Raw genomic sequence first — 20,298 nt, forward strand, 5'->3', positions numbered from 1 at the left:
ATGAGCGATAAATTTTCCAATGAATGGAAGCGCCGAGAGTTTTTGCAAGGAATGGGAATGGCGGCGGCGGGAATGGCTTTATCAGGGTGTGGAATTAGCGCGGATCGATCGGCAAAAGGACTCACAGAAGAAGCCGAAGCGGTAAAGCCGATCGTCAATTGCCAAAGCTTAGAAAAACCCAATCTAACCGTAGGATACGTACCCGTTAACGATTGTGCGCCATTTGCGATCGCCTGGAAGAAAGGATTTTTCCGCAAATACGGCTTAAACGTCAAACTCAACCGCGAAGCAAGCTGGGCAACCTCCCGCGACGGTTTGATTTTCGGCCGCCTCGACGCCTCCCCAGTCGTATCCGGCGCCGTCACAAACGCCCGAATAGGTGCCGAAGGAGCGCGCCACGCACCCCTGTGCGCGGCAATGACAATTCACCGCCACGGCAACGCCATGACGATGAACAAAGCAATGTGGGATTTCGGCTTGCGCCCGTGGCACGAATACAGCGGCAATTTTGAAGAATTTGGCAAACAATTTCGAGGCTTTTTTGACAGTCAGCCGGCAGAAAAAAAAGTTTGGGCTGTAGTCTTGAGCTCGGCGATTTACGAATACTTTGTCCGCTATATATCGGCTGCTGCGGGTGTCGATCCGTTCAAAGAATTTCGGGTAATAATTGTGCCGCCGCCGCAGATGGTGACTAATATGAGAATTGGGGCGATGCAGGCTTACATGGTAGCTGAACCTTGGAATACGCGGGCGATTACAGGCAATTTGGGAGTGGGTTTTACCTTTGCCCAAGGCAAGGAAGTTTGGCTGGGACATCCCGATCGCGTTTTGGGAGTCATGCAATCATTCGTTGACGAAAACCCGAAGACTTATTACTCGCTAGTGAAGGCAATGGTGGAAGCTTGTCAGTTTTGCAGCAAGTCGGAAAATCGCAGGGAAATAGCGGCGTTGTTGACGGATCGATCGTTTACTGGGGCTAAACCTAAAAACGGGGCGATCGACAAATTTACTAGGCCGGGAATAGTTGGGGAATACAACTATGGTGGGTTTGATGAAAAAGACCGCACTATAATATCGGAAGACACAACAATTTTTTATGACATTCCTAAGAACTTGCCCCAAATACCGGGAAATCATTCAACATTTCTGTGGCAGTCTCACAGTATTTGGTTGATGACTCAAGCCGCCCGCTGGGGACATATTAAGGAGGTGCCGAAAAATGCTGACGAATTAGCCAAAAAAGCTTGGAGAACCGACCTTTACCGCAAGATTGTTGCCGAAATGGCGATCGATTGTCCCCAGGATGATTACAAAGTGGAACCTGCGGAAGTTTTCATTGACAAAAAAGCATTTGACCCCAGCGATCCGGTGGGTTATTTGAAGAGTTTTGAAATTAGAGCCAACCGCCCTCAATCTTTTTTCCAGTCTTAATGTTTGACTGCTTTCGCTTTTCCCAGTGTTCCGCCAGGGGTTCAAACCCCTGGCTCATAGCTAAAGTCGGTTGAAACCGACTGTTAAATTTGAGGGTTTAGGCAGTGGCAGTTAAATTAAATTACTTTACTACTTGTTAGGAAAATACCGTGACTCAATTTATTTCTACATCTACCCCAACCAACGACAAACTTAACAGCAAATCTGCATTTCTGGAAATCAACAACTTGTTCAAGTCGTATAAAAATGCTGACGGCACGGAGTTTAGCGTTCTGGAAAATATCAACTTAAGTATTGGAGAAAACGAATTTATTTCAGTAATCGGTCACTCGGGTTGCGGCAAATCGACTCTGCTGAAAATAGTGGCAGGTTTGGAGAAACAAAGCGGCGGAATCGTGACACTCGAAGGCAAAGAAGTTCGCAAACCGGGTGCCGATCGCATGATGGTATTTCAGCACTACGGATTACTGCCTTGGCTGACGGTGCGAGAAAACATTCGCCTAGCAGTTGATGAAGTTTTGCAAAATCTCAACCGCGCTGAGAAGATTAGCCTTGTCAACGAACACCTAGCAATGGTAAACTTAACAGCAGCAGCAGATAAATATCCCGACCAAATTTCAGGGGGCATGAAACAGCGGGTTGGGATTGCGCGAGCTTTGGCACTTCGGCCGAAGATGTTATTAATGGACGAACCGTTTGGAGCGCTGGATGCTCTGACTCGCGGCAAGTTGCAGAAGCAGGTGCTGGATATCTGGGAAAATCACAGACAAGCTGCCATGATGATTACTCACGATGTGGACGAAGCTATCTATATGTCCGATCGCATTGTGTTGATGACAAACGGCCCGGCGGCGACAATCGGCGAGATTTTGGCAGTGCCGTTTTCGCATCCGCGCGATCGCCAGGAGTTGCGGGAATCTCAGGAATATTACGAACTGCGAAACTATGCTTTAAATTTTCTCGATCGCTACTTTACTCAAGACGAATAACGCCGCACGAAAAAACAAAACTATTCACTTAAGAGAGGTCAAGCCTGTGAATCTCAAAACAATTTTAGCTCGTTTTGAAAGTGCATTGGGATACCAAAACTTAGCGGAAGAAATGGTGTTGCTGCCGGAGTCAAAAGTCCCTGTTTCTAAGAAAAAGTCAAAACCGACAAAACCGACAAAATCTATCAATTTTATTGTGGGTTACAACAGTTCTCCTCAAAGTCAAACAGCTCTCGATATTACCCTTTGGATTGCACATCAAACTCGTTTAGTAACAACTCAAGAAGTCACGGTGCAAGTCGTCTACGTACTAGACGAAACTCCCAACATTTACGATGAAAATAGTTGTAGTTTGGGTGTGGAAAATGCCTGGGCTACCAAGCCGAAACTTTCGGCTTTAGAGGAAAAATCGGCTCTTTACTGTGCAGCGCCTGCGATCGCATTACCTACAGCCGAAATCCAATCGGTATCCCAGCGGGCAACTTGGATCGATCCGCCTTATTTTCGAGCAATTTTCTGTCAAAATAATGAGTACGAGGTAGCAGATAAGTTGCTGTGGCAAGCCCGCTGTTTGGCTGAGGAATGGCGCGGTTTATTCAAAGCTCATTTACGCATCGGTAAAGTTGCGACAGAATTGAGAAATGTGGTAGAATTAGAATCGGCAAATTTACTATTTTTAGGCTGCAATTCTCGCAACCACCCGCTGGTTAGGCAACTCGGCAAGAATTTTCCCTGCTGCGTGTTGGGGATTCCTGCCGCACTCAGCTATCCGATGGATTTGGGGCCCGAAGAAAGTTTGAGCAACTTGCAGTTGGCTACAGCTATGCCTGCACGTTAAACTTGTGGGAAATGGAAGCCTCTGAGGTGGGATTTTATAGCGCGAGCGAGTTAAGATCCCTGCGCGGTTGGTGCTTCTCTTGCTTCAAAAACGCTAGATTGATGAGTGTTATTAAGGGTTGTTGAATGCTTATCGGATCGCAGAAAGTTCATCAACTAATTTTATCCTGCCCCGGCAGACAGAGCGCAGGAGGCGATCGATAGAGCGTTTGTCATCCTCAGTCAAAGTCTCGTCAAAAATAGCCGCCAGCAAACCGTAGCGATCGGCTAAAGTAATGTAGCCTCTTTGATTGACTTCGGCAAACAGCTCGCCCAAAGCAGATGGAATCAGGTTGACAGGGGTTTGCATAGAGATTGACTCTCAACTCGACATCGCGCGATCGATCTTTTCTGCGGTAACAGAGATCGATCGGACTATTTTATTCTCTCGGTATATTGCCTGAAAAGATGTGATAATAAACAGCAAAATTTGTGATAATAAACATCAGAATTTGTGAACGAAATCACATTTAATCTTGGCGAATTATGATTCAATTTTACAGTTGCGTTGGGAGCATCTCAGTTTTGCAAGAAGCATTTTTAAAGAGCGGACTCTACTGATGTACTACGAACCATTTTTTGAGCGGGGCAGCACTGTAAATGCAAAACTGAGATGCTCCCGTTGCGTTCGATCGCAAACAGAGCAACTGCAAACTTAATTTTTGCTAAAGATTGTAAATCGGCACTGCTTCCACCGGTTCAGCCAACTCAAACTTAAACACGCGCGAATAGAAATAGAATTCGCCATCAAGAGTTCTTTTGATATTTTCAGCGCGACGAAAACCGTGCTGTTCCCCTTCATAAGCAACGTAAGCAACCGGCAAACCTTTAGCTTTCAATATCTCTACCATCATTTCAGCTTGATTGGGCGGCACGACTTTATCTTCCAATCCTTGAAAGAAGATAACGGGACAAGATAAACCTTCGGCTGCATGAATGGGCGATCGAGCTACATACAAATCTTTGCGATCGGGATAAGGCCCGATCAATCCATCCAGATAGCGCGACTCAAACTTGTGAGTATCAGTTGCCAAGGCTTCCAAATCGCTGACTCCATAATAGCTCGCACCGGCCTTAAACACATCGCGGAAAGTCAGAGCGCACAGAGTCGTGTAGCCCCCTGCACTCCCTCCGGCGATCGCCATTCTTGCACCGTCTACCAAACCCTGTTCGGCTAAATATTTAGCACCGTTAGCGCAGTCGTCAACATCAACAATTCCCCAACTATCTTGCAGCCTTCTTCTGTATTCCCGCCCGTAACCAGTGCTACCGCCGTAGTTGACATCTAGTACCGCAAAACCGCGACTCGTCCAATATTGAATTTTCAAATTCATGCTGCTAGAAGTAGCAGCAGTCGGGCCGCCGTGACTTTTGACAACCAGCGGCGGTTTTTCACCCGCAGGTGCAGCGAAATCTTGGTTTTTCGGGGGGTAGAAGAAACCGAAAGCAGTCAAATTGTTTTCCGTGGGAAATTCCAGCGGTTGCGGTACGGAAAAATAACCTGCATCGATGCTTAAATCGCTCGACTTCCGCAAAATTTCCCGTTGACTTGTGGCTAAATTTAGCTGTACAATAGCAGTAGGTGCGATCGGCGAACCTGCCAGGAAAACTACCGTTTCTCCGCGCGCTTGCACCGACGAAATATCAGTGTAACCTGTCTCAATATTTGTCAACTGCTTTGTCGCTAAATCGAGACTCGCTAAATGCCACTTTCCCTGCTGAGTGTAGGTGCAAATAATTTGACTTTCCGACACAACAGCATAGGTTGACATTCCAAAAACCCACTGAGGGAGACCGAATTCAGCGGACATTTCGCAGACAGGTTCAATTTCTGGTTGTTCGCGCAAGCTTGTTTCTATTTTTGCTTCCCCCCTTGCTAAGGGGGGATTGAGGGGGGTTCTATAGAAATTCCACCAGTTCGATTTGTCAGAAACAAAATACAAAACTCCATCGGGCGACCATTCCGGCTGAAAAATCGACTCATCAACTCCGCCAGCAACTAAGTTTTTTTCACCTAAAGAACCATCAACATTAATTTCTGCCACCCACAATTCGGTGCCATCCCACGGCATATTTGGGTGGTTCCAACAAATCCAGGAAAGTTGAGAACCGTCAGGGTTCAAACGAGGGGAACCATAAAAATCGTTGCCCTGAGTTAAGATTTGAATATCTGCGCCGTCATTTAAATTAATGCTCACAATTGTATTCACAGATTCGCCTTCACCTGTATTGTCTTCGCGCACGCAAATCAGGCGATTTCTTTGCTTGTCAACAATCGCATCTGCGTAGCAACACTTAGCAGCAGGTGTCAAGGGTTCTGGTGGAGAATTTAATGTTTGACAATAAATTCTTTGGTCGGCAAAATGAGAAAAATAGATAGTGTCGCCAGCAACTGCAAAAGCACCGCCTCCGTATTCGTGAACGCGGGTGCGAACATTAAAAGGCGGCGGTGTTACGTCAGCTATTTTACCGTCGGGAGTGCGCCGCACGATGACGCTTCGTCCTGCTTCCGAGGGCCGTCCTTCTACCCAGTAAATAGCGTCGCCGTCAATAGCAATTTGTCCGAGTCCGACAGTTCCCGAAACAATTAAATCTGAGGTAATGGGAGATTTCCAAGAGCCGTAAGGTGATACTGTATTCATATAGTTTAGGTTGTTTTGTTTGACGCACAAATACAGGAGTTACGCACTCTCGACAAAGAAACCGGGTTTTTTGCATAATCTGCAAGTTGCAACAAAGTATTTTCGTAAAAAACCCGGTTTCTAGTCACCCGTGCGTTGAGGACTAACATAAATTTATATTTGTATTTTACAGGAATTCAGTCACGGGGAAGCAGAATGTCGAAAAAATTGGTACTAATGGATCACGACGGTGCAGTTGATGATTATCTCTCAGTCGTGTTGCTGATGACGATGGAGGAAGTGGAAACTCTGGGAGTAATTGTCACTCCGGCGGATTGCTACATTCAGCCAGCGGTAAGTGCAACCCGCAAAATCCTTGATTTGATGGGGTGTTCAGAGGTTCCGGTGGCGGCGAGTACGGTGCGGGGGCTCAATCCATTTCCGGTGTTGTTTCGGCGAGATTCCTTTGCGTGCGATCGACTTCCCATTTTAAATGAAAAAGCAACCGTTGACGCGCCGTTAATATCAGAACCCGGACAAAACTTTATGGTGCGAGTTTTGCGGGATGCAACGCAACCGGTCACATTAATGGTAACGGGGCCGCTAACAACAGTAGCGCAAGCTTTAGATCTCGCGCCAGAAATTGAAAGCAAAATTCAAGAGATTGTGTGGATGGGAGGCGCACTCAACGTTCCCGGGAATGTTAGCAAAGATATGGAACCGGGACAAGATATGTCGGCGGAATGGAATGCTTACTGGGATCCGATCGCGATCGAGAGAGTTTGGCAAACAGAAATTCCGATTGTGATGTGTCCTTTAGATATCACGAATAATGTACCGCTGACTGTGGAATTTTCTAATCGCTTAGCCCGACAGCGCAAATATCCAATCTCCGATTTAGCAGGACAGTGTTATGCTTTAGCCATAGCTCAAGATTACTATTTTTGGGATATTTTGGCAACGGCTTATTTGGCACATCCAGAATTTTACGAACTGCGAGAATGGGAAACCGAAATAGTTACTGAAGGTGTCAGTCAAGGACGTACAAAAGTTGAAACAGGAGGGCGAAAAATTCAAGCAATGGATCGAGTAGATACGGAAAAGTTTTACAATTACATATTGCAACAGTGGGCGCGTTAAGCATAACAATATCTGGTAGAGGCGGGTTGTTAGCCAAAAATATCCCTACAAAACCCGCCCTAACTCAAATATTTACGCTATCTTCTCTTTCCTCTCTTTCTCTGCGCCCTCTGCGCCCTCTGCGGTTAATCAAAAAAAATCTCATTCACAAATCCAACAAAATTGCGGTAAGCGGCGTGGACTCGGTTCGTCAATTGTCGATAGTGGAAAAAATCCGATGAAATTATCCTCAAAAAAATTCTGGATTGTTGCGTGTGTTTTGTACTTGTTAATTATTCTCAGTATCATGCTGGTAGCAGATATGGGAAAGTTAACTAACTTTCCTCTGGCTCATCCGCCTTATGATAAACTCGGACATTTTATTTTGTACGGAATAGCATCTTTTTTGTGCCATAGAGCAACGGGCAAAAAAATGATGATGGTGTTGAATTATCCAATTCCTTTCGGGCCAGCACTGTTTACTATTTTCACTGCTGGGGAAGAAATGCTGCAAGCGATTTTACCGAATCGTACTGCTAGTATTGAAGATTTTTTATTTAGTTTTGCGGGGATTGTAGTTTTTTATTGGATTGGTGAAGCTTGGGATAAAGAAAAAGGAAAGTTCGGCAACTGATTGTGTAACGGATGTAACGGATGTAACGGATGCAAGGAAGAAATAAGAATAAGGAAGAAGGAAGGAAAGAAGGAAGAAAGAAAGAAAGAAAGAAAGAAAGAAAGAAAGAAAGAAAGAAAGAAAGAAAGAAAGAAGGAAGAAAGAAAGAAAGAAAGAAAGAAAGAAGAAGGAAGAAGGAAGAAGTTGAGTTTGTAGGGTGATATTCGGCGCATCGGTTGATGGGGGCGATCGACTAATGTTGTGTTTATGTATTATCCAACCATTGCGATCGGGTGCGTAGCTATTAAATTAGCTAGGGATTGTTGGTGGATCCACACCCTAGGACTTTTTTGGTATAGGGATATTTTTGCTTCATAAAATGGAGCAAATGTCAATAAAATGTGTTTGCGAGGGTTCAATTACTCTCTTCCAAAAAGGTTTGTACTCGACCGTTTGGTCTTAAGACTACTCGAATTTTGGGGTTTTTTCCATGAGTAACGGCAGAAACAAAGGGCTCGCCGACTAAGGGCATATTGGTGCGATCGATATAATCGGCGGCTGCTTTGCCCATGGGCACAATAGTTTGAACTGACCCGTTTTCGTCGATTTGCAGGCTGTATTCTAAGGTTTGTTCCATTCCTTCTGGTGGCTTCCAGCGTTCCTCAAAGTAGGTTCTAGCTTCTGAAACTTGGGGAATTGTGTCAAATAAGGTGCGGTTTTTTTTGCTGGCGGTAGCCCGGTTGTTGTCCTCGGACTCGGCTTGCGGTTTAGTGTCCTCAAGGGGTGGGAGTTCGGTGCTGGGGGGGGAAATCGGCTGGGGTAGGGGGGGGAATTGTTGTTGTGGGGGAACTGGGAATTGGGATGCAGATAGGGATGGCGGCAGGGGGGGCGGTACGGCGGGAGCTAGTCTGGGCGGTACGGGGGGCAGCAGGTAGGGTGCTGTTGCGGGTGCTTGGGGGGCGCCAGTTGGGGGACCGGCGGGATCGGGAATTGTGATGATTTGCCCTTGAGAGAGGGCTGGGGCGCTCTGTGATGCCCCCGCGCTGCTGTTGGGGGGAAATAGCAGGGGTGGCTGCTGGATGGGGCTGGGTTTGTTGGTGGTTGGGGTTGGGGCTAGGGCGATTGGGGGCAGGCTGGGGCTGGGGGAGGCGGCGGCGGTGTTGATGGGCGGGGGCGGTAGGGGGGGTAAGCCTGGTGGGGCTGCGGCTGTTGGTGTGGCTGTTGGTGTGGCTGTGGGGGATGTGGTGGGGGCGGGAACTGGGCTGGAGGTGGCGCCGGCAAGTATTTGGGGCTGCGGGAGTGCGGGGGTAAATTGTGGGTTGGCGGGGGCTGTGGTGGGGGCTGTGGCGGTTGTTGGGGAGGTGTTGGAGGAGGATCGATCGAGCATTTTAACAATTCCCGCCGTCATTCCGACGCTGGCGACTAGGATGGCTGCGATATTCAGCCACGGTAATGCTTTGGCTTGTCTGCGATCGCGGTTGAGGTTGGGGAGGGCCATGACTTCGGCGGCGCAGTCATCTAGTGCGGTGGCTAAGTCAAAGAGTTGGAGGGTACTCAAGTGTACTTCCGGCCCGGATTCGGCGGCGCTCAATGAGCCTAAGAACAAGTTGTGGGCTAGCAAGCCGCGGGGTTCTAGGCGGGGGGGGACTGGCAGGTAGGTAGTGTTTGGGGCGGCGGTTGCTAGTTCGGATGCGTTGGGGGGTCGATCGAATATAACGACATTGCGCGCGACTTCTGGCGAGTCTGGGGCTGTGGTAAAACCTGTTTCTGGATTGAGGTTGTTGTCCCAATCGCGGGCTTCGCCGAGGAAGTTTTGGACGTAGTTGCTGACTGCTTCGTGGAGGGTTTCTAGTTGCTGGCGATCGCCCCTGAGAGTAACGTGTTCGGTATCTGGTAGCCTGGGGTCATCAAGCCGCAACTCGAAATTTAAAGATTTAAAGACGGGTTGGCCCGCCCAACGAGATAGAGGCGAACTTTTGGCTGTAATTTCCAGCGTGCAAGTGGGGGGCGTGTACCGTTTGAGAACCATAAAAGTCTGTTGACTGTTGACTGTTGACTGTTGACTGTTGACTGTTGACTGTTGACTGTTGACTGTTGACTGTTGACTGTTGACTGTTGACTGTTGACTGTTGACTTATTTGTTATTTGTTATTTGTTATTTGTTATTTGTCATTAGGAATAGGGAGTAATTATGTTTTATCTAAGATTTGGTAGGATTTTCTACAAGCTTTTTTAGCAACAGGCAAGATGCCTGTTCCACAACAAATAATTTTTTTGGTGCAACAGGCATCTTGCCTGTTCCTGATATTTTTCATGCTTGTTCCCATTATGGCTTAGCTTAATTCTTAGCACGGTCTAGGAGAGCCAGCCAGAGCCTGCGGTGGCCGCCGGGACTGCTGTAAAATAGCAAATCGATCAGGAGTTTCAGCGCTAAATTAGTTAGTTCTTTTGCCGATAAAGTTTCTGCATCTTCCATGCGATCGGCATAAGTGTTGCTGAACCTATCAATATAGTCTCCCAACAAAGCGACTGTGTGAGGTTCGCGGTTTTGCTCAGCCATTTGTTCGAGCAAGGCCACGGCGCGGCGGATTAAAGCTTGATGCTGTTTTGCTAAATTACAGCTTATCAAAACGAGCGATCGAGCTTCCTCCACATCCAGTTTTTTCCGTCCTCCCTGGCCTTTCCGCAGCGGGTTAGATTGGCGCAGCCGCCACAAAGCTACGCGATCGGCTACCATTGGCTCTAAATTCAGTTCGGCTGCTACCTTGAGCATCGCCTCTGAGCCAATTTCTGCCAGCGCTTCTAGGGCTAACAGCACTAAGTCCAGTTGGGCTTTAATGTTGTCCAACTGGGTAGGTTCTGGTGCTTTTTGGGTCAATTCTTCCCAGTTGGGAGATGGGCCCGTTTCGTTTGTGGGAGCGGAGGGCTTTACAGTCGAGCGCATGGCTTGGGCACGGGAAATAAGACAGGTTGAGGCAGGATATCGAACAGTAGCAGTGCTTTTGTTTGGCGGCCGGACAAAAGCAGATTCTGTTAATTTTTCTCCATAACTCGTGGCTTTGATTCCGGCAATCCTAGTTGCTGGACGGATTTGCGAGTTGAAAGTTGCGGTTGCTTTCGTTCGATCGGTCACAAGCAACAAAACCCAAAAATTTTCACCCCCAACCATCCTACGCCGCAGAGTGTCAGAAATCAAATCAGTGCTTTGAAACTAACAGGACTTATATAAATCCAAAGATCGAGACTCGCCTTCTCCAATGCTACTTATAGTCTGTCGCTACTTATAGTCTGTCAGATTATAGTTGTCATTGCTTAATCTGGCGCAGTCTATGGATATTACAGAGCAATTTGGTAAAAAAGTTAGACATTTCAGAAAGCTCAGAAATCTTTCCCAAGATCAGCTTGCAGAACTATCTGAATTACATCGCACCTATATTGGCTCAGTTGAACGAGGAGAAAGGAATATAACGCTGCTTAATGCAAGCAAAATAGCCAAGGCATTATCCGTTAGTCTAGCTGAACTGGTAACTAATGATGACTGAAAGAAAACTAGAGCAAATTTTAGCAAGATACCAAAACTCATTTACCGAGAAGGTTTATGCAGAAGAAAATGAAGAGCACGATCTTTTAATGGATGTATTTGGTATTTCTCCCATTCTCAAAAAAGAAAATAAGCAATATTGGGGACGTGAGCTAGGTATGTGTTGGCAATTGTTAGTTATTGAAACGTGCAAAGCATATTGTAGTAGTTTTCAGCCAGCATTTAAAATAGGAAGTGATGAGCCGTGCGATCTGATTGTTGATGGGTACGCGATAGATACAAAATATCGTATTGGCTCGGGAGATTCTGGAACCTTGAAAAAATTCAAATCTTATGGCAGACTACTTCGTACTTATAATTACGAGCCAGTCTTTTTAATCCTTAGAGAAGATAGTTTACCCGCAGCTATTACAGCGTGCCAAGTAGGGACTTGGAAAGTTTACACGGGCGACGCTTCGTTTGAGTTCATACAAAGAATAAGCGGGTTTGATTTAAAATCATTTCTTACTGAAAAAGTGGGAGAATTCCCTGTATACCGCTGAAACTATCAAGGCGCTTGTTGATAATCTCTATGTAGTCAGGTACTATTTCAATGCCAACATACCTAATCCCAAATTCTTGCGCCGCCAGCAATGTGGTTCCCGATCCTGCGAAAGGATCGATTAGAATAGAATTTTCCAAACGGGGTACAAATATTTCGACCAGTTGTCTCATTAGAGCGATTGGTTTAACGGTGCAATGGACGTTAAACTCCTCGGTTTTATCACGCTGTATACCTTCTAAAATATTTGACTGAAAACCACCGAACCGATCTTTAGTATAAAAAAGACCAGTACCATACTCTTGTAAAGTTTCCAAGTAATTATTGATCAGTGGTTTTTGAAGTACGCAGATTGCTTCCCATTCATTCCTCAGACAACTGTGCCAACCATCCCATTTTTCAGGATTTTCATATCCTTTCTTCTCCAACTGTTGTTTGATATTGACACCTTTAGGGATACCACTGGATCTTTTATAAACAAGAATATCTCTCGCATAGAAACCAGCACTTTCAAGTGCTACTTGTACGTGAGCAACAGTCCGCGTGCTGTTGAAAACTAAAACTGTCGCACCCGGTTTGCAGATCCGAAAAAGCTGCTCGCCCCACTCAAAGCACCACTTTTCATAATCCAGAGTGTTGTTACGATTCCTTTGATACCATTTTTCGTTTCTGACTCCACCTGCTAAACCACTGCCATATGGAATGTTTTTAACAAGGGTTTTATTTTCCTTGCCATTGACTCTTTCAATACGCCTTTGAATTTCTGAGTCATCCCATTTATGACCAATAAATTCATAATTATAAGGTGGGTCAGTGATACACGCAGAAATATAATTTTCTGGCAATGTCTTCATCACTTCACGACAGTCGCCAACCAAAACTTCATTTGAGGGAGCTTTTCTCATTAGTCGGGCCGTTACTCAAGTGGGAACTCAACTCTTAATTATGCCACATTTGCAGTATAGTATCCATTCCGGTTGTATCACTATGATATGTTCCTTGCAGCTTGTTTTGCTGCATACAACTATACAATTACGAATCAACCGGAAATGCGTAAATCCTGACTACTTCAGATAAACCAACGTCACACCTCCACCTCCTTCTTTTTGACTGGCGAGCTCGAAGCGGGAAACCTGCGGGTGAGTAGCGAGGAACTCGTGAACCCCGCGCCGCAACTGTCCCGTACCTTTACCGTGAATTATCCACAGCGCACCGTATTCGACTGCTTTGGAAAGAGCTCTGTCGATTTCGATTTCGGCATCGGAGACTCTGGCGCCCCGGAGGTCGATCGAATTATTAGCAGTGCGGATGGCAATTTCGGGATTGGGTTTTGCAGGTTCCGACGCTGCTTGCTTAGCCTTGGCGGTAGCGGCTGAAGCGGCTGCAATCTTGGCTAATTGAGCCTTAGTTTCGGGTTTTTCACCGTCGAGGGATTCAACGTCTGCCAGTTTCACAGTCATTTTCATAATCCCAAACCGCACGCTCAACTCTTCGTTAGCGTCGGGGCCGCTGAGAACTTCGGCGGTTTGGCCCAAGCTGGGAATGCGGATGCGATCGCCCGTTTTTGGCATAAAACCCGGTTTCGGTTTCGCCGGTTGTTTCCGAGAGGGCAGGTGTTTTTGGGAAATTTGATTTAAGGTTTCTGTTGCCATTTGGGCATTCTGAGCCGTTTGGTCGCCCGCCTGCAAGCGACGAATAATTTGAGCAATTTCTGATTTTGCTGTGCCTATTGCTTCATTTACTGCCACTTCCTGAGCTATTTTTAGTTCTCGCTCCCGCTCTTGCAAAGCCGCTGCTTTTTGAGAAACTTCCTTGTGCAGTTTTTCGGTTTGGTGCAGCAGTTGAGTTGCTTCTCGGGCCTTGGTTTCCTGTCTCCGGCGCTGGGCTTCGAGTCCTGCAATCACTTGATTGACATCTTGAGACGCTCCGCCGACATAGGTTTGAGCTTCTTCGACTATGGATGCTAGCAAACCGAGTCTTTTAGCAATAGTTAGGGCGTTGGAACGTCCGGGAATTCCCCACAGCAAGCGGTAGGTTGGCTGCATGGAATTGTCGTCAAATTCTACTGAGGCATTTTCAAAGCGGGCGTCTTGATATTTGAGGGCTTTGAGTTCGCCAAAGTGGGTAGTTGCGACTGTCAGCAGCGAATGTTGGGCGAGATATTGCAGTAGGGCGATCGCCAATGCACTGCCTTCAGATGGATCTGTCCCCGCTCCTACTTCGTCTAACAAAACTAAAGATTTGGGAATTGGGCATTGGGAATTGGGCATTGGGAATTGGGAATTGGGAATTGGGAATTGGGAATTTTCTTCTCCTTCTCCTGGACTTTCCCCTTCCGATTTATTATGCAAAGCTTCTAAAATGCGGCTGATGCGGCGGATGTGGCCGGAGAAAGTTGACAAGCTTTGCTGCAAAGATTGTTCGTCACCAATATCAGCAAGAATGTTGTCGAACCAAGGCAATTCTACAGGTTCGCGGGCCGCGACAAACATTCCGGCTTTCGCCATTAAAGCAGCCAATCCCAAGGTTTTGAGGGTGACAGTTTTGCCGCCGGTGTTGGGGCCGGTGATGGCGACTACGCGGATCTGGGGGCTGATGGTTAAATCGACGGGTACGACTGCAAAGCCTTGTTCGTGTTGTTGCTGCCAAACTAATAAAGGATGGCGCAATTGACGGAGGGTAATTGGCGATCGCAAATTGCGAATTAATACTTGGCTCTTTTCTTCTTGTTCCTCATCTGCTTTTTCCTCACCCGAATTTTCATCGTCTATATTTTCTGTATTTTTTGGTGATAATTCGGGTTCTCCCAAGTCGATAAATTTCGGCGGATTTGCTTGGAGCCAATAACCGTAGCGCGCTTTAGCCGCAGCTAAATCTAAAGTTGTAACTACCGCCACCAATCTGTCTAAATCTGGTTTGACTGCTGCGACTTGCTCGGTGAGGGCGCGGCGGACTGCTTCTTCTTCGGCTTGTTCTTGCCGCAGCAACTGCCGCATTTGGTTGTTGAGATTTACTGTGTTGTGGGGCTCTACGTACAGTGTTGCGCCGCTGGCGGATGAGTCGTGAACTATGCCCGGTATGGCATCTTTTTGGGGAGCTTTTACCGGAATCACAAAACGCGAGCTTCTTTGGGTAATTACCTGTTCTTGAACGGCGTTGGATTGGCGCTGTAAAATGCCTTGCAAGATTTGATAAATGCGATCGCGCAACTGTCGCATTTGCACTCGAATTCCTGCTAATTTAGGAGTGGCTCTGTCTGCTACTTGAGCGCGATCGTCTATACAGCGGTGGATTTCTTGCTCGATTTCGGGATAAGTCCGCAATTGCGATGCCAGTTCTTTGAGCGTCGGGACATCGGGCGCAGAGTCAATTATCCGGCGCAATTGTCTCGCCCCCGCGAGGGTTGTAGCAATTGCCAGCAATTCTTCACCGCTGAGCAAACCTTGCAATTCGGCTCGTTGCAGGGTAGAGCCGATGTCTTGGATGCCTTCAAAACTCAAAGCACCGCCAGCGCGACTTTCTAACTGATAAGCTTCCTGAGTTTGGGCCAGGAGTTCGGCTGTTTGAGCTTGAGTTGCTGGGATTTGGAGATCGAGGGCGGCGGCGACGCCGAGTTTCGTAGCAGCGAAGGTAGCCAAGTGCTGACACAGGCGCGGCCATTCTAATAGTTCTAGTGTTTCGGATTGAATCAAAGTTGAGGTGGTGTTGGTGATTGGCATTCCCAGGCGCTGACCGAGAAGGTTTATTTGACGATACTATTAATTAATTTTAAAGTTTTTTATGGTTTCCGGGCACAATTTGAGAAAGTATCTGGGATAGCAGTCAGTCGATTTTAGATTTTAGATTTTAGATTTACTTGCAGCATTGAATCAGGGAGCTTGAACTGGGGTCTAAAATTTTGATCGGCCCGCGACGAGTGTCGGAAACTTGTAAGAAGAAGGAAGAAGGAAGAAGGAAGAAGGAAGAAGGAAGAAGACTTACACAAGCTTGGTTGAGCGCGATCCGTATTTTACGTTTAATTAGGTGGATGTACTTATCTGTTGTTGGGCCAAGTCACAAATTAGCAAGGCTAGAATTGGGTTTTTTAGATGGTGCGTCTAAAATTATACCTTATACTGAGCTATTTTTGCGTTTGATGCAGCTAAAATCTGCTGTTTTTTCTAGGATTGAACTATCGTGTAATTTGAAATATGTCCGCGCAATTCTGGCGGTTGTATCCTAAAGAGAAAGTTGTGGAGCTGGTGTTATGGCAAAGATTCTGACGATCGCAGATACTGTGACTTGGAAAGTCGTCCAAGAGTTACTGGAAAAGGAGGGACATCAGGTAAAAGTCGCTTCCGACGGCAAAGATGGTTTTGATATGGCGAGGGAATTCTCCCCGGATGTGATAATTTGCGATGGGACTTTGCCTGAAATTCACTGGTTCGAGGTGTGCCGGCTGGTGAAAGCCGATAGAGAATTGAGTACAGGCTATTTTGTGCTGCTGACAACACCCGAGCAATTTGCAGAAGTTCAAAAATTGGACGTGCCCTTTGACGATTTTCTGTTGAAACCGATTGTGAACCAAGAATTGTTGGGGCGGGTGCGGGCGGGATTGCGCGGGCGCGAGTTGAGGCTGGAGTTGGCACGAACTCAGCAAGAATTGCAACTGTCGCGCGATCGAAGCCTGGAAAGTGAAAAGATGTCCAACTTGGGGGAATTGGTATCTGGTATTGCCCACGAAATTAACAACCCAATTACTTTTATTTACAGCAATCTCACTCACGTCCAAAGTTACGCTACCGATTTAATTGAACTGCTGCGATTGTATCAAAAACACCTCGTCAATCCTGACGCGGAAATTATGCAAAAACAGCAAGATATGGATGTGGAATTCCTCCTCGACGATTTGTTGAAAATTGTGAGTTCCATGCGTACTGGGAGCGATCGCATCCGGCAAATAATCTTGTCGGTACAGGATTTTTCCCGCAGCGATCGATCGGGCTGGCAGCTATTCGATATTTCCGACGGTTTAGAAAACACTCTGTTGTTGTTGCAGCACCGCTTGCCGGCGCGCGACGGGCGGCGGGACATCAAGGTGATGAAGCAATACGGAAATCTGCCGCAAGTTGAGTGTTACGCGGGTCAGCTCAATCAAGCTTTTCTGAATATTATCAATCACGCGATCGATGCTTTGGAAGAGTCGAGTCAAGAGTTGGAAGAGTCGGAATCAGTCAAATTTAAGCCTGTGATTTTGATTAGCACTCATGTAATCGACGGTCAGCGGATTGCGATTGAGATTGCTGATAACCATCTGGCAACTAACGAAGATATCGCAGATCCAATTTCAGATTCATTGTTGATGGCGGAACCTGCGGAGCGCAGCAGCAATTTGGGACTGGCTATCAGCTATCGGATAATTGTAGAGCAGCACAAAGGAGAGTTAAAGTGTTTTTCGGAACCGGGTAAAGGTACTAAGTTTCGGATAGAGATTCCGCTGCGGCACAGTTAATTAATAGTATTTACTGTTGGGTGGCGGCGGGTTTTTGAGATTGTTTGCTTTAGTCATAAATTGTTGTTAACCCGCCCCTACAAATGCGGTAGATTTGTATTTACGGTTGGGTGGGGGCGGGTTTTTGAGATTGTTGGTTTTAGTCAGAAATTGTGGGGGAACCCGCCCCTACAAATGCGGTTTTATTGTATTTACCGTTGGGTGGAGGCGGGTTTTTGAGATTGTTGGTTTTAGTCAGAGATTGTGGGGGAACCCGCCCCTACAAATGCGGTACATTTGTATTTACCGTTGGGTGGGGGCGGGTTTTTGAGATTGTTGGTTTTAGTCAGAGATTGTTGGTTAACCCGCCCCTACAAATGCGGTACAATATTTGTCAATTGAGCTCGGGAATTAGCCGAGAATTGATTTCGGTGCTAATTTTGTAATCGCACTGCTGTTGCAGCGGACACTCGCCGCAGCGGGGGTTTTTGGCAGTGCAAACTGCCGCCCCAAAGTCCAGCAGTCCTAAATTCCAATGCCCGACTTGCTGTTTGGGAGCGACTCTTTCTGCGGCTTCCCAAAGTTCGGCCGATCGCGATTTTACCTTACCGCCATCAATCCCAAAAAAACGCTCCAAAATCCGAACAACATTCGTATCCAGCACGGCTTTTGGCTGTCCGAAAGCATTAGCGCAAACCGATCGCGCAATGTACTTCCCAACTCCCGGAAGTTCCAGCAACTGAGCTTCAGTGCGCGGTACATTTCCCTGATAATTTTCCAGGATGACCAGCACCGATTCCCGCAGCTTTTGCGCCCGAAAAAATAGACCCAAAGGCTGCAACAAACTAGCAACTTCCTCCACAGGCGCGATCGCCAGATCCGAGAGGGTCGGATATCGATCGACAAATTCTTGATAAATCGGAGCTACGGTAGCAGCAGTAGTTTTTTGCAGTAGGAACTCAGCCACTAAAATCGCGTAGGGGTCGCAGGTGCGCCGCCAAGGAAAATCTCGGAAATTCGGCTCGACCCAAGCTTTAAGCCGGCGGCGGAACCACCGGACTTTCGCAGCGTTCAAATGCTTTAACCCCGGCGCCACATCAGAATCAAAAACAACGGCATTTAATGCAGGCATTTGATTTGTAATTTGGATAAATTGCCAAGTTTATATCTATATAATAGCAGATTTCAATGATTTGTAAAATTCTATTTAGTAGCTCTTTATCTTTTCTTTCTCTGCGGACTCTGCGTTCTCTGCGGTTATAAAAAAAAGTCCGACCGACAACCAGCCAGACCGCGGAACCCAGAAAATACTTTAATCTAAAATATTGCAAGAATGTAAAATTTTGTATAGCAAATTACCGAATTCCGCGAAAATAGAGGATAGTAGAAAGTCAAGAGATTTCAACAGTCCGCAAAAACAAGTTTAAATCAGGTAATAAAATGGTAGTAGCAGCACCTGTTCAATCCGGCAGTCAGTCGATTTTTCAAGCTCGTTACGACAACTTTATCGGCGGCAAGTGGGTAGCACCGCTGAAAGGGAAATACTCGGAAAACCTTTCTCCAATTACCGGAAAATCAATTTGTCAAATTCCCCGATCGAGCGCCGAGGATGTAGAATTGGCACTAGATGCCGCCCACGCCGCGAAAGACAAGTGGGGTAAGACTTCGCCCGCAGACAGGGCGCGGGTTATGCACAAAATAGCCGATCGCATCGAAGAAAACCTCGATCGCCTCGCCATCGCCGAAACCTGGGACAACGGTAAACCAATTCGCGAAACCCGCCTCGCAGACATCCCGCTGGCGATCGACCATTTCCGCTACTTCGCAAGCTGCATCCGCTCCCAAGAAGGGTCGATCGGCGAACTCGACGAAACCACAGTCGCCTACCACTTCCACGAACCCCTAGGCGTCATCGGACAAATCATCCCCTGGAACTTCCCAATCCTCATGGCTGCGTGGAAACTCGCCCCAGCCCTCGCCGCCGGAAACTGCGTAGTCCTCAAACCAGCAGGGCCCACTCCCGCATCCATCCTAGTATTGATGGAAATCATCGCCGACTTAGTACCGGATGGCGTCATCAACGTCGTCAACGGGCCCGGCGCCGAAATCGGCAAAACCCTCGCCACCAGCCCCCGGATTGCCAAAGTAGCCTTCACTGGCGAAACAACCACGGGCCGGTTAATCATGCAGTACGCCTCCCAAAACGTCATCCCCGTCACCCTAGAATTAGGCGGAAAATCCCCCAACATTTTCTTTGAGGATGTCTGCGCCCAAGATGACGATTTTCTCGACAAAGCAGTGGAAGGCTTTGTGATGTTTGCTTTCAATCAAGGCGAAGTTTGCACTTGTCCTTCGCGGGCGTTAATTCAGGAGTCAATTTACGATCGATTTATGGAAAGGGCGATCGATCGCATCCGCCAAATCAAACAAGACAACCCCCTAGATCCGACAACCGCCCTCGGCGCGCAAGTTTCCGTCAACCAGATGGAAAAAATCGCCGAATACGTCAAAATCGGGCGTGAAGAAGGCGCAGAATGCCTGATTGGCGGCGAAAGAAAAATCTTATCCGGGGACTTGCAAGACGGCTATTATTTCCAGCCAACAGTCTTCAAAGGAAACAACAAAATGCGAATTTTCCAAGAAGAAATCTTCGGCCCGGTGTTAGCAGTCACCACCTTCAAAGACGAAGCCGAAGCCTTAGAAATTGCCAACGATACGCTGTACGGTTTAGGCGCCGGAGTTTGGACGCGCGACATCAACACCGCCTACCGCATGGGCCGCGCCGTTCAAGCAGGCCGCGTGTGGACAAACTGCTATCATTTGTATCCAGCCCACGCAGCCTTCGGCGGCTACAAATCATCCGGTATCGGCCGCGAAAACCACAAAATGATGTTGGATCACTACCAACAAACCAAGAACTTATTAGTCAGCTACAGCCCCAAGGCTTTAGGTTTCTTCTAATAACTTTGTAGGGTGTGCACCGCGCACCGATTAAATATTTGTCTCCGCGGCGCACCCGTTAAATTTTTCCAATACACTACATAGCCGGTGCGCGGTGCACTTTGTAGGGTGTGCACCGCGCACCGATTAAATATTT

17 protein-coding genes are annotated in these 20,298 nt (G+C 47.2%); 10 read left to right on the forward strand and 7 right to left on the reverse strand.

The window, feature by feature from the left end; all coding sequences use genetic code 11:
• The 3 genes from JGK39_RS16230 to JGK39_RS16240 form a co-directional block, all read left to right on the forward strand.
• Positions 1–1,431, forward strand: a 1,431-nt coding sequence (locus JGK39_RS16230) for an ABC transporter substrate-binding protein (protein ID WP_293246314.1), incomplete at its 5' end; no start/stop codon positions are given.
• 149 nt (positions 1,432–1,580) lie between these two features.
• On the forward strand, positions 1,581–2,420 hold the full coding sequence (locus JGK39_RS16235; protein ID WP_293246324.1) for an ABC transporter ATP-binding protein: 840 nt from the start codon (positions 1,581–1,583) through the stop codon (positions 2,418–2,420).
• A 46-nt stretch (positions 2,421–2,466) separates the two neighbouring features.
• Positions 2,467–3,258, forward strand: coding sequence for a universal stress protein (locus tag JGK39_RS16240; RefSeq protein WP_293296854.1), 792 nt, complete (start codon positions 2,467–2,469; stop codon positions 3,256–3,258).
• A 129-nt stretch (positions 3,259–3,387) separates the two neighbouring features.
• Here the strand turns inward: JGK39_RS16240 and JGK39_RS16245 are convergent, their stop codons facing one another.
• Positions 3,388–3,606, reverse strand: coding sequence for a hypothetical protein (locus tag JGK39_RS16245; RefSeq protein WP_293246334.1), 219 nt, complete (start codon positions 3,604–3,606; stop codon positions 3,388–3,390).
• A 355-nt stretch (positions 3,607–3,961) separates the two neighbouring features.
• On the reverse strand, positions 3,962–5,938 hold the full coding sequence (locus tag JGK39_RS16250; protein WP_293296852.1) for a S9 family peptidase: 1,977 nt from the start codon (positions 5,936–5,938) through the stop codon (positions 3,962–3,964).
• 195 nt (positions 5,939–6,133) lie between these two features.
• On the opposite strand from JGK39_RS16250, the gene JGK39_RS16255 reads away from it, so the two are divergent.
• The 3 genes from JGK39_RS16255 to JGK39_RS16265 all read left to right on the forward strand — a co-directional run bounded on the left by JGK39_RS16255 (position 6,134) and on the right by JGK39_RS16265 (position 7,870).
• Entirely contained in the window at positions 6,134–7,057 is a 924-nt protein-coding gene (locus JGK39_RS16255; protein ID WP_293246340.1) for a nucleoside hydrolase, read from the forward strand.
• A gap of 217 nt (positions 7,058–7,274) precedes the next feature.
• Positions 7,275–7,670, forward strand: a complete 396-nt coding sequence (locus tag JGK39_RS16260; protein ID WP_293246343.1) for a VanZ family protein — start codon at positions 7,275–7,277, stop codon at positions 7,668–7,670.
• A gap of 29 nt (positions 7,671–7,699) precedes the next feature.
• On the forward strand, positions 7,700–7,870 hold the full coding sequence (locus JGK39_RS16265) for a hypothetical protein (RefSeq protein WP_293296850.1): 171 nt from the start codon (positions 7,700–7,702) through the stop codon (positions 7,868–7,870).
• A 194-nt stretch (positions 7,871–8,064) separates the two neighbouring features.
• On the opposite strand, the gene JGK39_RS16270 is transcribed toward JGK39_RS16265, so the two are convergent.
• Positions 8,065–9,678, reverse strand: coding sequence for a DUF4335 domain-containing protein (locus JGK39_RS16270; protein WP_293246349.1), 1,614 nt, complete (start codon positions 9,676–9,678; stop codon positions 8,065–8,067).
• A 309-nt stretch (positions 9,679–9,987) separates the two neighbouring features.
• Positions 9,988–10,593: a DUF3038 domain-containing protein gene (locus JGK39_RS16275; protein ID WP_293122723.1), complete on the reverse strand. Its 606-nt coding sequence runs from the start codon at positions 10,591–10,593 to the stop codon at positions 9,988–9,990.
• 385 nt (positions 10,594–10,978) lie between these two features.
• Here JGK39_RS16275 and JGK39_RS16280 point away from each other — a divergent pair, with 385 nt between their 5' ends.
• Both JGK39_RS16280 and JGK39_RS16285 read left to right on the forward strand, forming a co-directional pair.
• Entirely contained in the window at positions 10,979–11,191 is a 213-nt protein-coding gene (locus JGK39_RS16280; protein WP_293246352.1) for a helix-turn-helix transcriptional regulator, read from the forward strand.
• Complete coding sequence (locus JGK39_RS16285) at positions 11,181–11,732, forward strand: hypothetical protein (RefSeq protein ID WP_293246355.1); 552 nt, start codon at positions 11,181–11,183, stop codon at positions 11,730–11,732. The genes JGK39_RS16280 and JGK39_RS16285 overlap by 11 nt, the downstream gene beginning before the upstream one ends.
• Here JGK39_RS16285 and JGK39_RS16290 read toward each other — a convergent pair.
• On the reverse strand, positions 11,695–12,636 hold the full coding sequence (locus JGK39_RS16290) for a site-specific DNA-methyltransferase (RefSeq protein WP_293246358.1): 942 nt from the start codon (positions 12,634–12,636) through the stop codon (positions 11,695–11,697). The two genes, JGK39_RS16285 and JGK39_RS16290, sit on opposite strands and share 38 nt — an antisense overlap.
• 159 nt (positions 12,637–12,795) lie before the next feature.
• Positions 12,796–15,423: an endonuclease MutS2 gene (locus JGK39_RS16295; RefSeq protein WP_366048902.1), complete on the reverse strand. Its 2,628-nt coding sequence runs from the start codon at positions 15,421–15,423 to the stop codon at positions 12,796–12,798.
• A gap of 554 nt (positions 15,424–15,977) precedes the next feature.
• On the opposite strand from JGK39_RS16295, the gene JGK39_RS16300 reads away from it, so the two are divergent.
• A complete protein-coding gene (locus tag JGK39_RS16300) occupies positions 15,978–17,222 on the forward strand; it encodes a response regulator (protein ID WP_293246379.1) in 1,245 nt (414 codons plus the stop codon).
• Positions 17,223–17,595: 373 nt separating this feature from the next.
• Here the strand turns inward: JGK39_RS16300 and JGK39_RS16305 are convergent, their stop codons facing one another.
• Positions 17,596–18,333 (reverse strand): A/G-specific adenine glycosylase, encoded by a 738-nt coding sequence (locus JGK39_RS16305; protein ID WP_293246382.1) that lies wholly within the window; start codon positions 18,331–18,333, stop codon positions 17,596–17,598.
• Between the two features lie 308 nt (positions 18,334–18,641).
• Here JGK39_RS16305 and JGK39_RS16310 point away from each other — a divergent pair, with 308 nt between their 5' ends.
• Positions 18,642–20,162, forward strand: coding sequence for an aldehyde dehydrogenase family protein (locus JGK39_RS16310; protein WP_293246385.1), 1,521 nt, complete (start codon positions 18,642–18,644; stop codon positions 20,160–20,162).
• Positions 20,163–20,298 lie beyond the last annotated feature (136 nt).

It is taken from the genome of Microcoleus sp. PH2017_12_PCY_D_A (genome assembly GCF_020738565.1).
Taxonomy (GTDB): Bacteria; Cyanobacteriota; Cyanobacteriia; order Cyanobacteriales; family Microcoleaceae; genus Microcoleus.

What these genes read in the sequence shown, in the direction of transcription:
- JGK39_RS16245 (WP_293246334.1), bottom strand. Translation starts at nt 3,606, where the DNA reads ATGCAAACCCCTGTCAACCTGATTCCATCTGCTTTGGGCGAGCTGTTT.
- JGK39_RS16250 (WP_293296852.1), bottom strand. Translation starts at nt 5,938, where the DNA reads ATGAATACAGTATCACCTTACGGCTCTTGGAAATCTCCCATTACCTCA.
- JGK39_RS16255 (WP_293246340.1), top strand. Translation starts at nt 6,134, where the DNA reads ATGTCGAAAAAATTGGTACTAATGGATCACGACGGTGCAGTTGATGAT.
- JGK39_RS16260 (WP_293246343.1), top strand. Translation starts at nt 7,275, where the DNA reads ATGAAATTATCCTCAAAAAAATTCTGGATTGTTGCGTGTGTTTTGTAC.
- JGK39_RS16265 (WP_293296850.1), top strand. Translation starts at nt 7,700, where the DNA reads ATGCAAGGAAGAAATAAGAATAAGGAAGAAGGAAGGAAAGAAGGAAGA.
- JGK39_RS16270 (WP_293246349.1), bottom strand. Translation starts at nt 9,678, where the DNA reads ATGGTTCTCAAACGGTACACGCCCCCCACTTGCACGCTGGAAATTACA.
- JGK39_RS16275 (WP_293122723.1), bottom strand. Translation starts at nt 10,593, where the DNA reads ATGCGCTCGACTGTAAAGCCCTCCGCTCCCACAAACGAAACGGGCCCA.
- JGK39_RS16280 (WP_293246352.1), top strand. Translation starts at nt 10,979, where the DNA reads ATGGATATTACAGAGCAATTTGGTAAAAAAGTTAGACATTTCAGAAAG.
- JGK39_RS16285 (WP_293246355.1), top strand. Translation starts at nt 11,181, where the DNA reads ATGATGACTGAAAGAAAACTAGAGCAAATTTTAGCAAGATACCAAAAC.
- JGK39_RS16290 (WP_293246358.1), bottom strand. Translation starts at nt 12,636, where the DNA reads ATGAGAAAAGCTCCCTCAAATGAAGTTTTGGTTGGCGACTGTCGTGAA.
- JGK39_RS16300 (WP_293246379.1), top strand. Translation starts at nt 15,978, where the DNA reads ATGGCAAAGATTCTGACGATCGCAGATACTGTGACTTGGAAAGTCGTC.
- JGK39_RS16305 (WP_293246382.1), bottom strand. Translation starts at nt 18,333, where the DNA reads ATGCCTGCATTAAATGCCGTTGTTTTTGATTCTGATGTGGCGCCGGGG.
- JGK39_RS16310 (WP_293246385.1), top strand. Translation starts at nt 18,642, where the DNA reads ATGGTAGTAGCAGCACCTGTTCAATCCGGCAGTCAGTCGATTTTTCAA.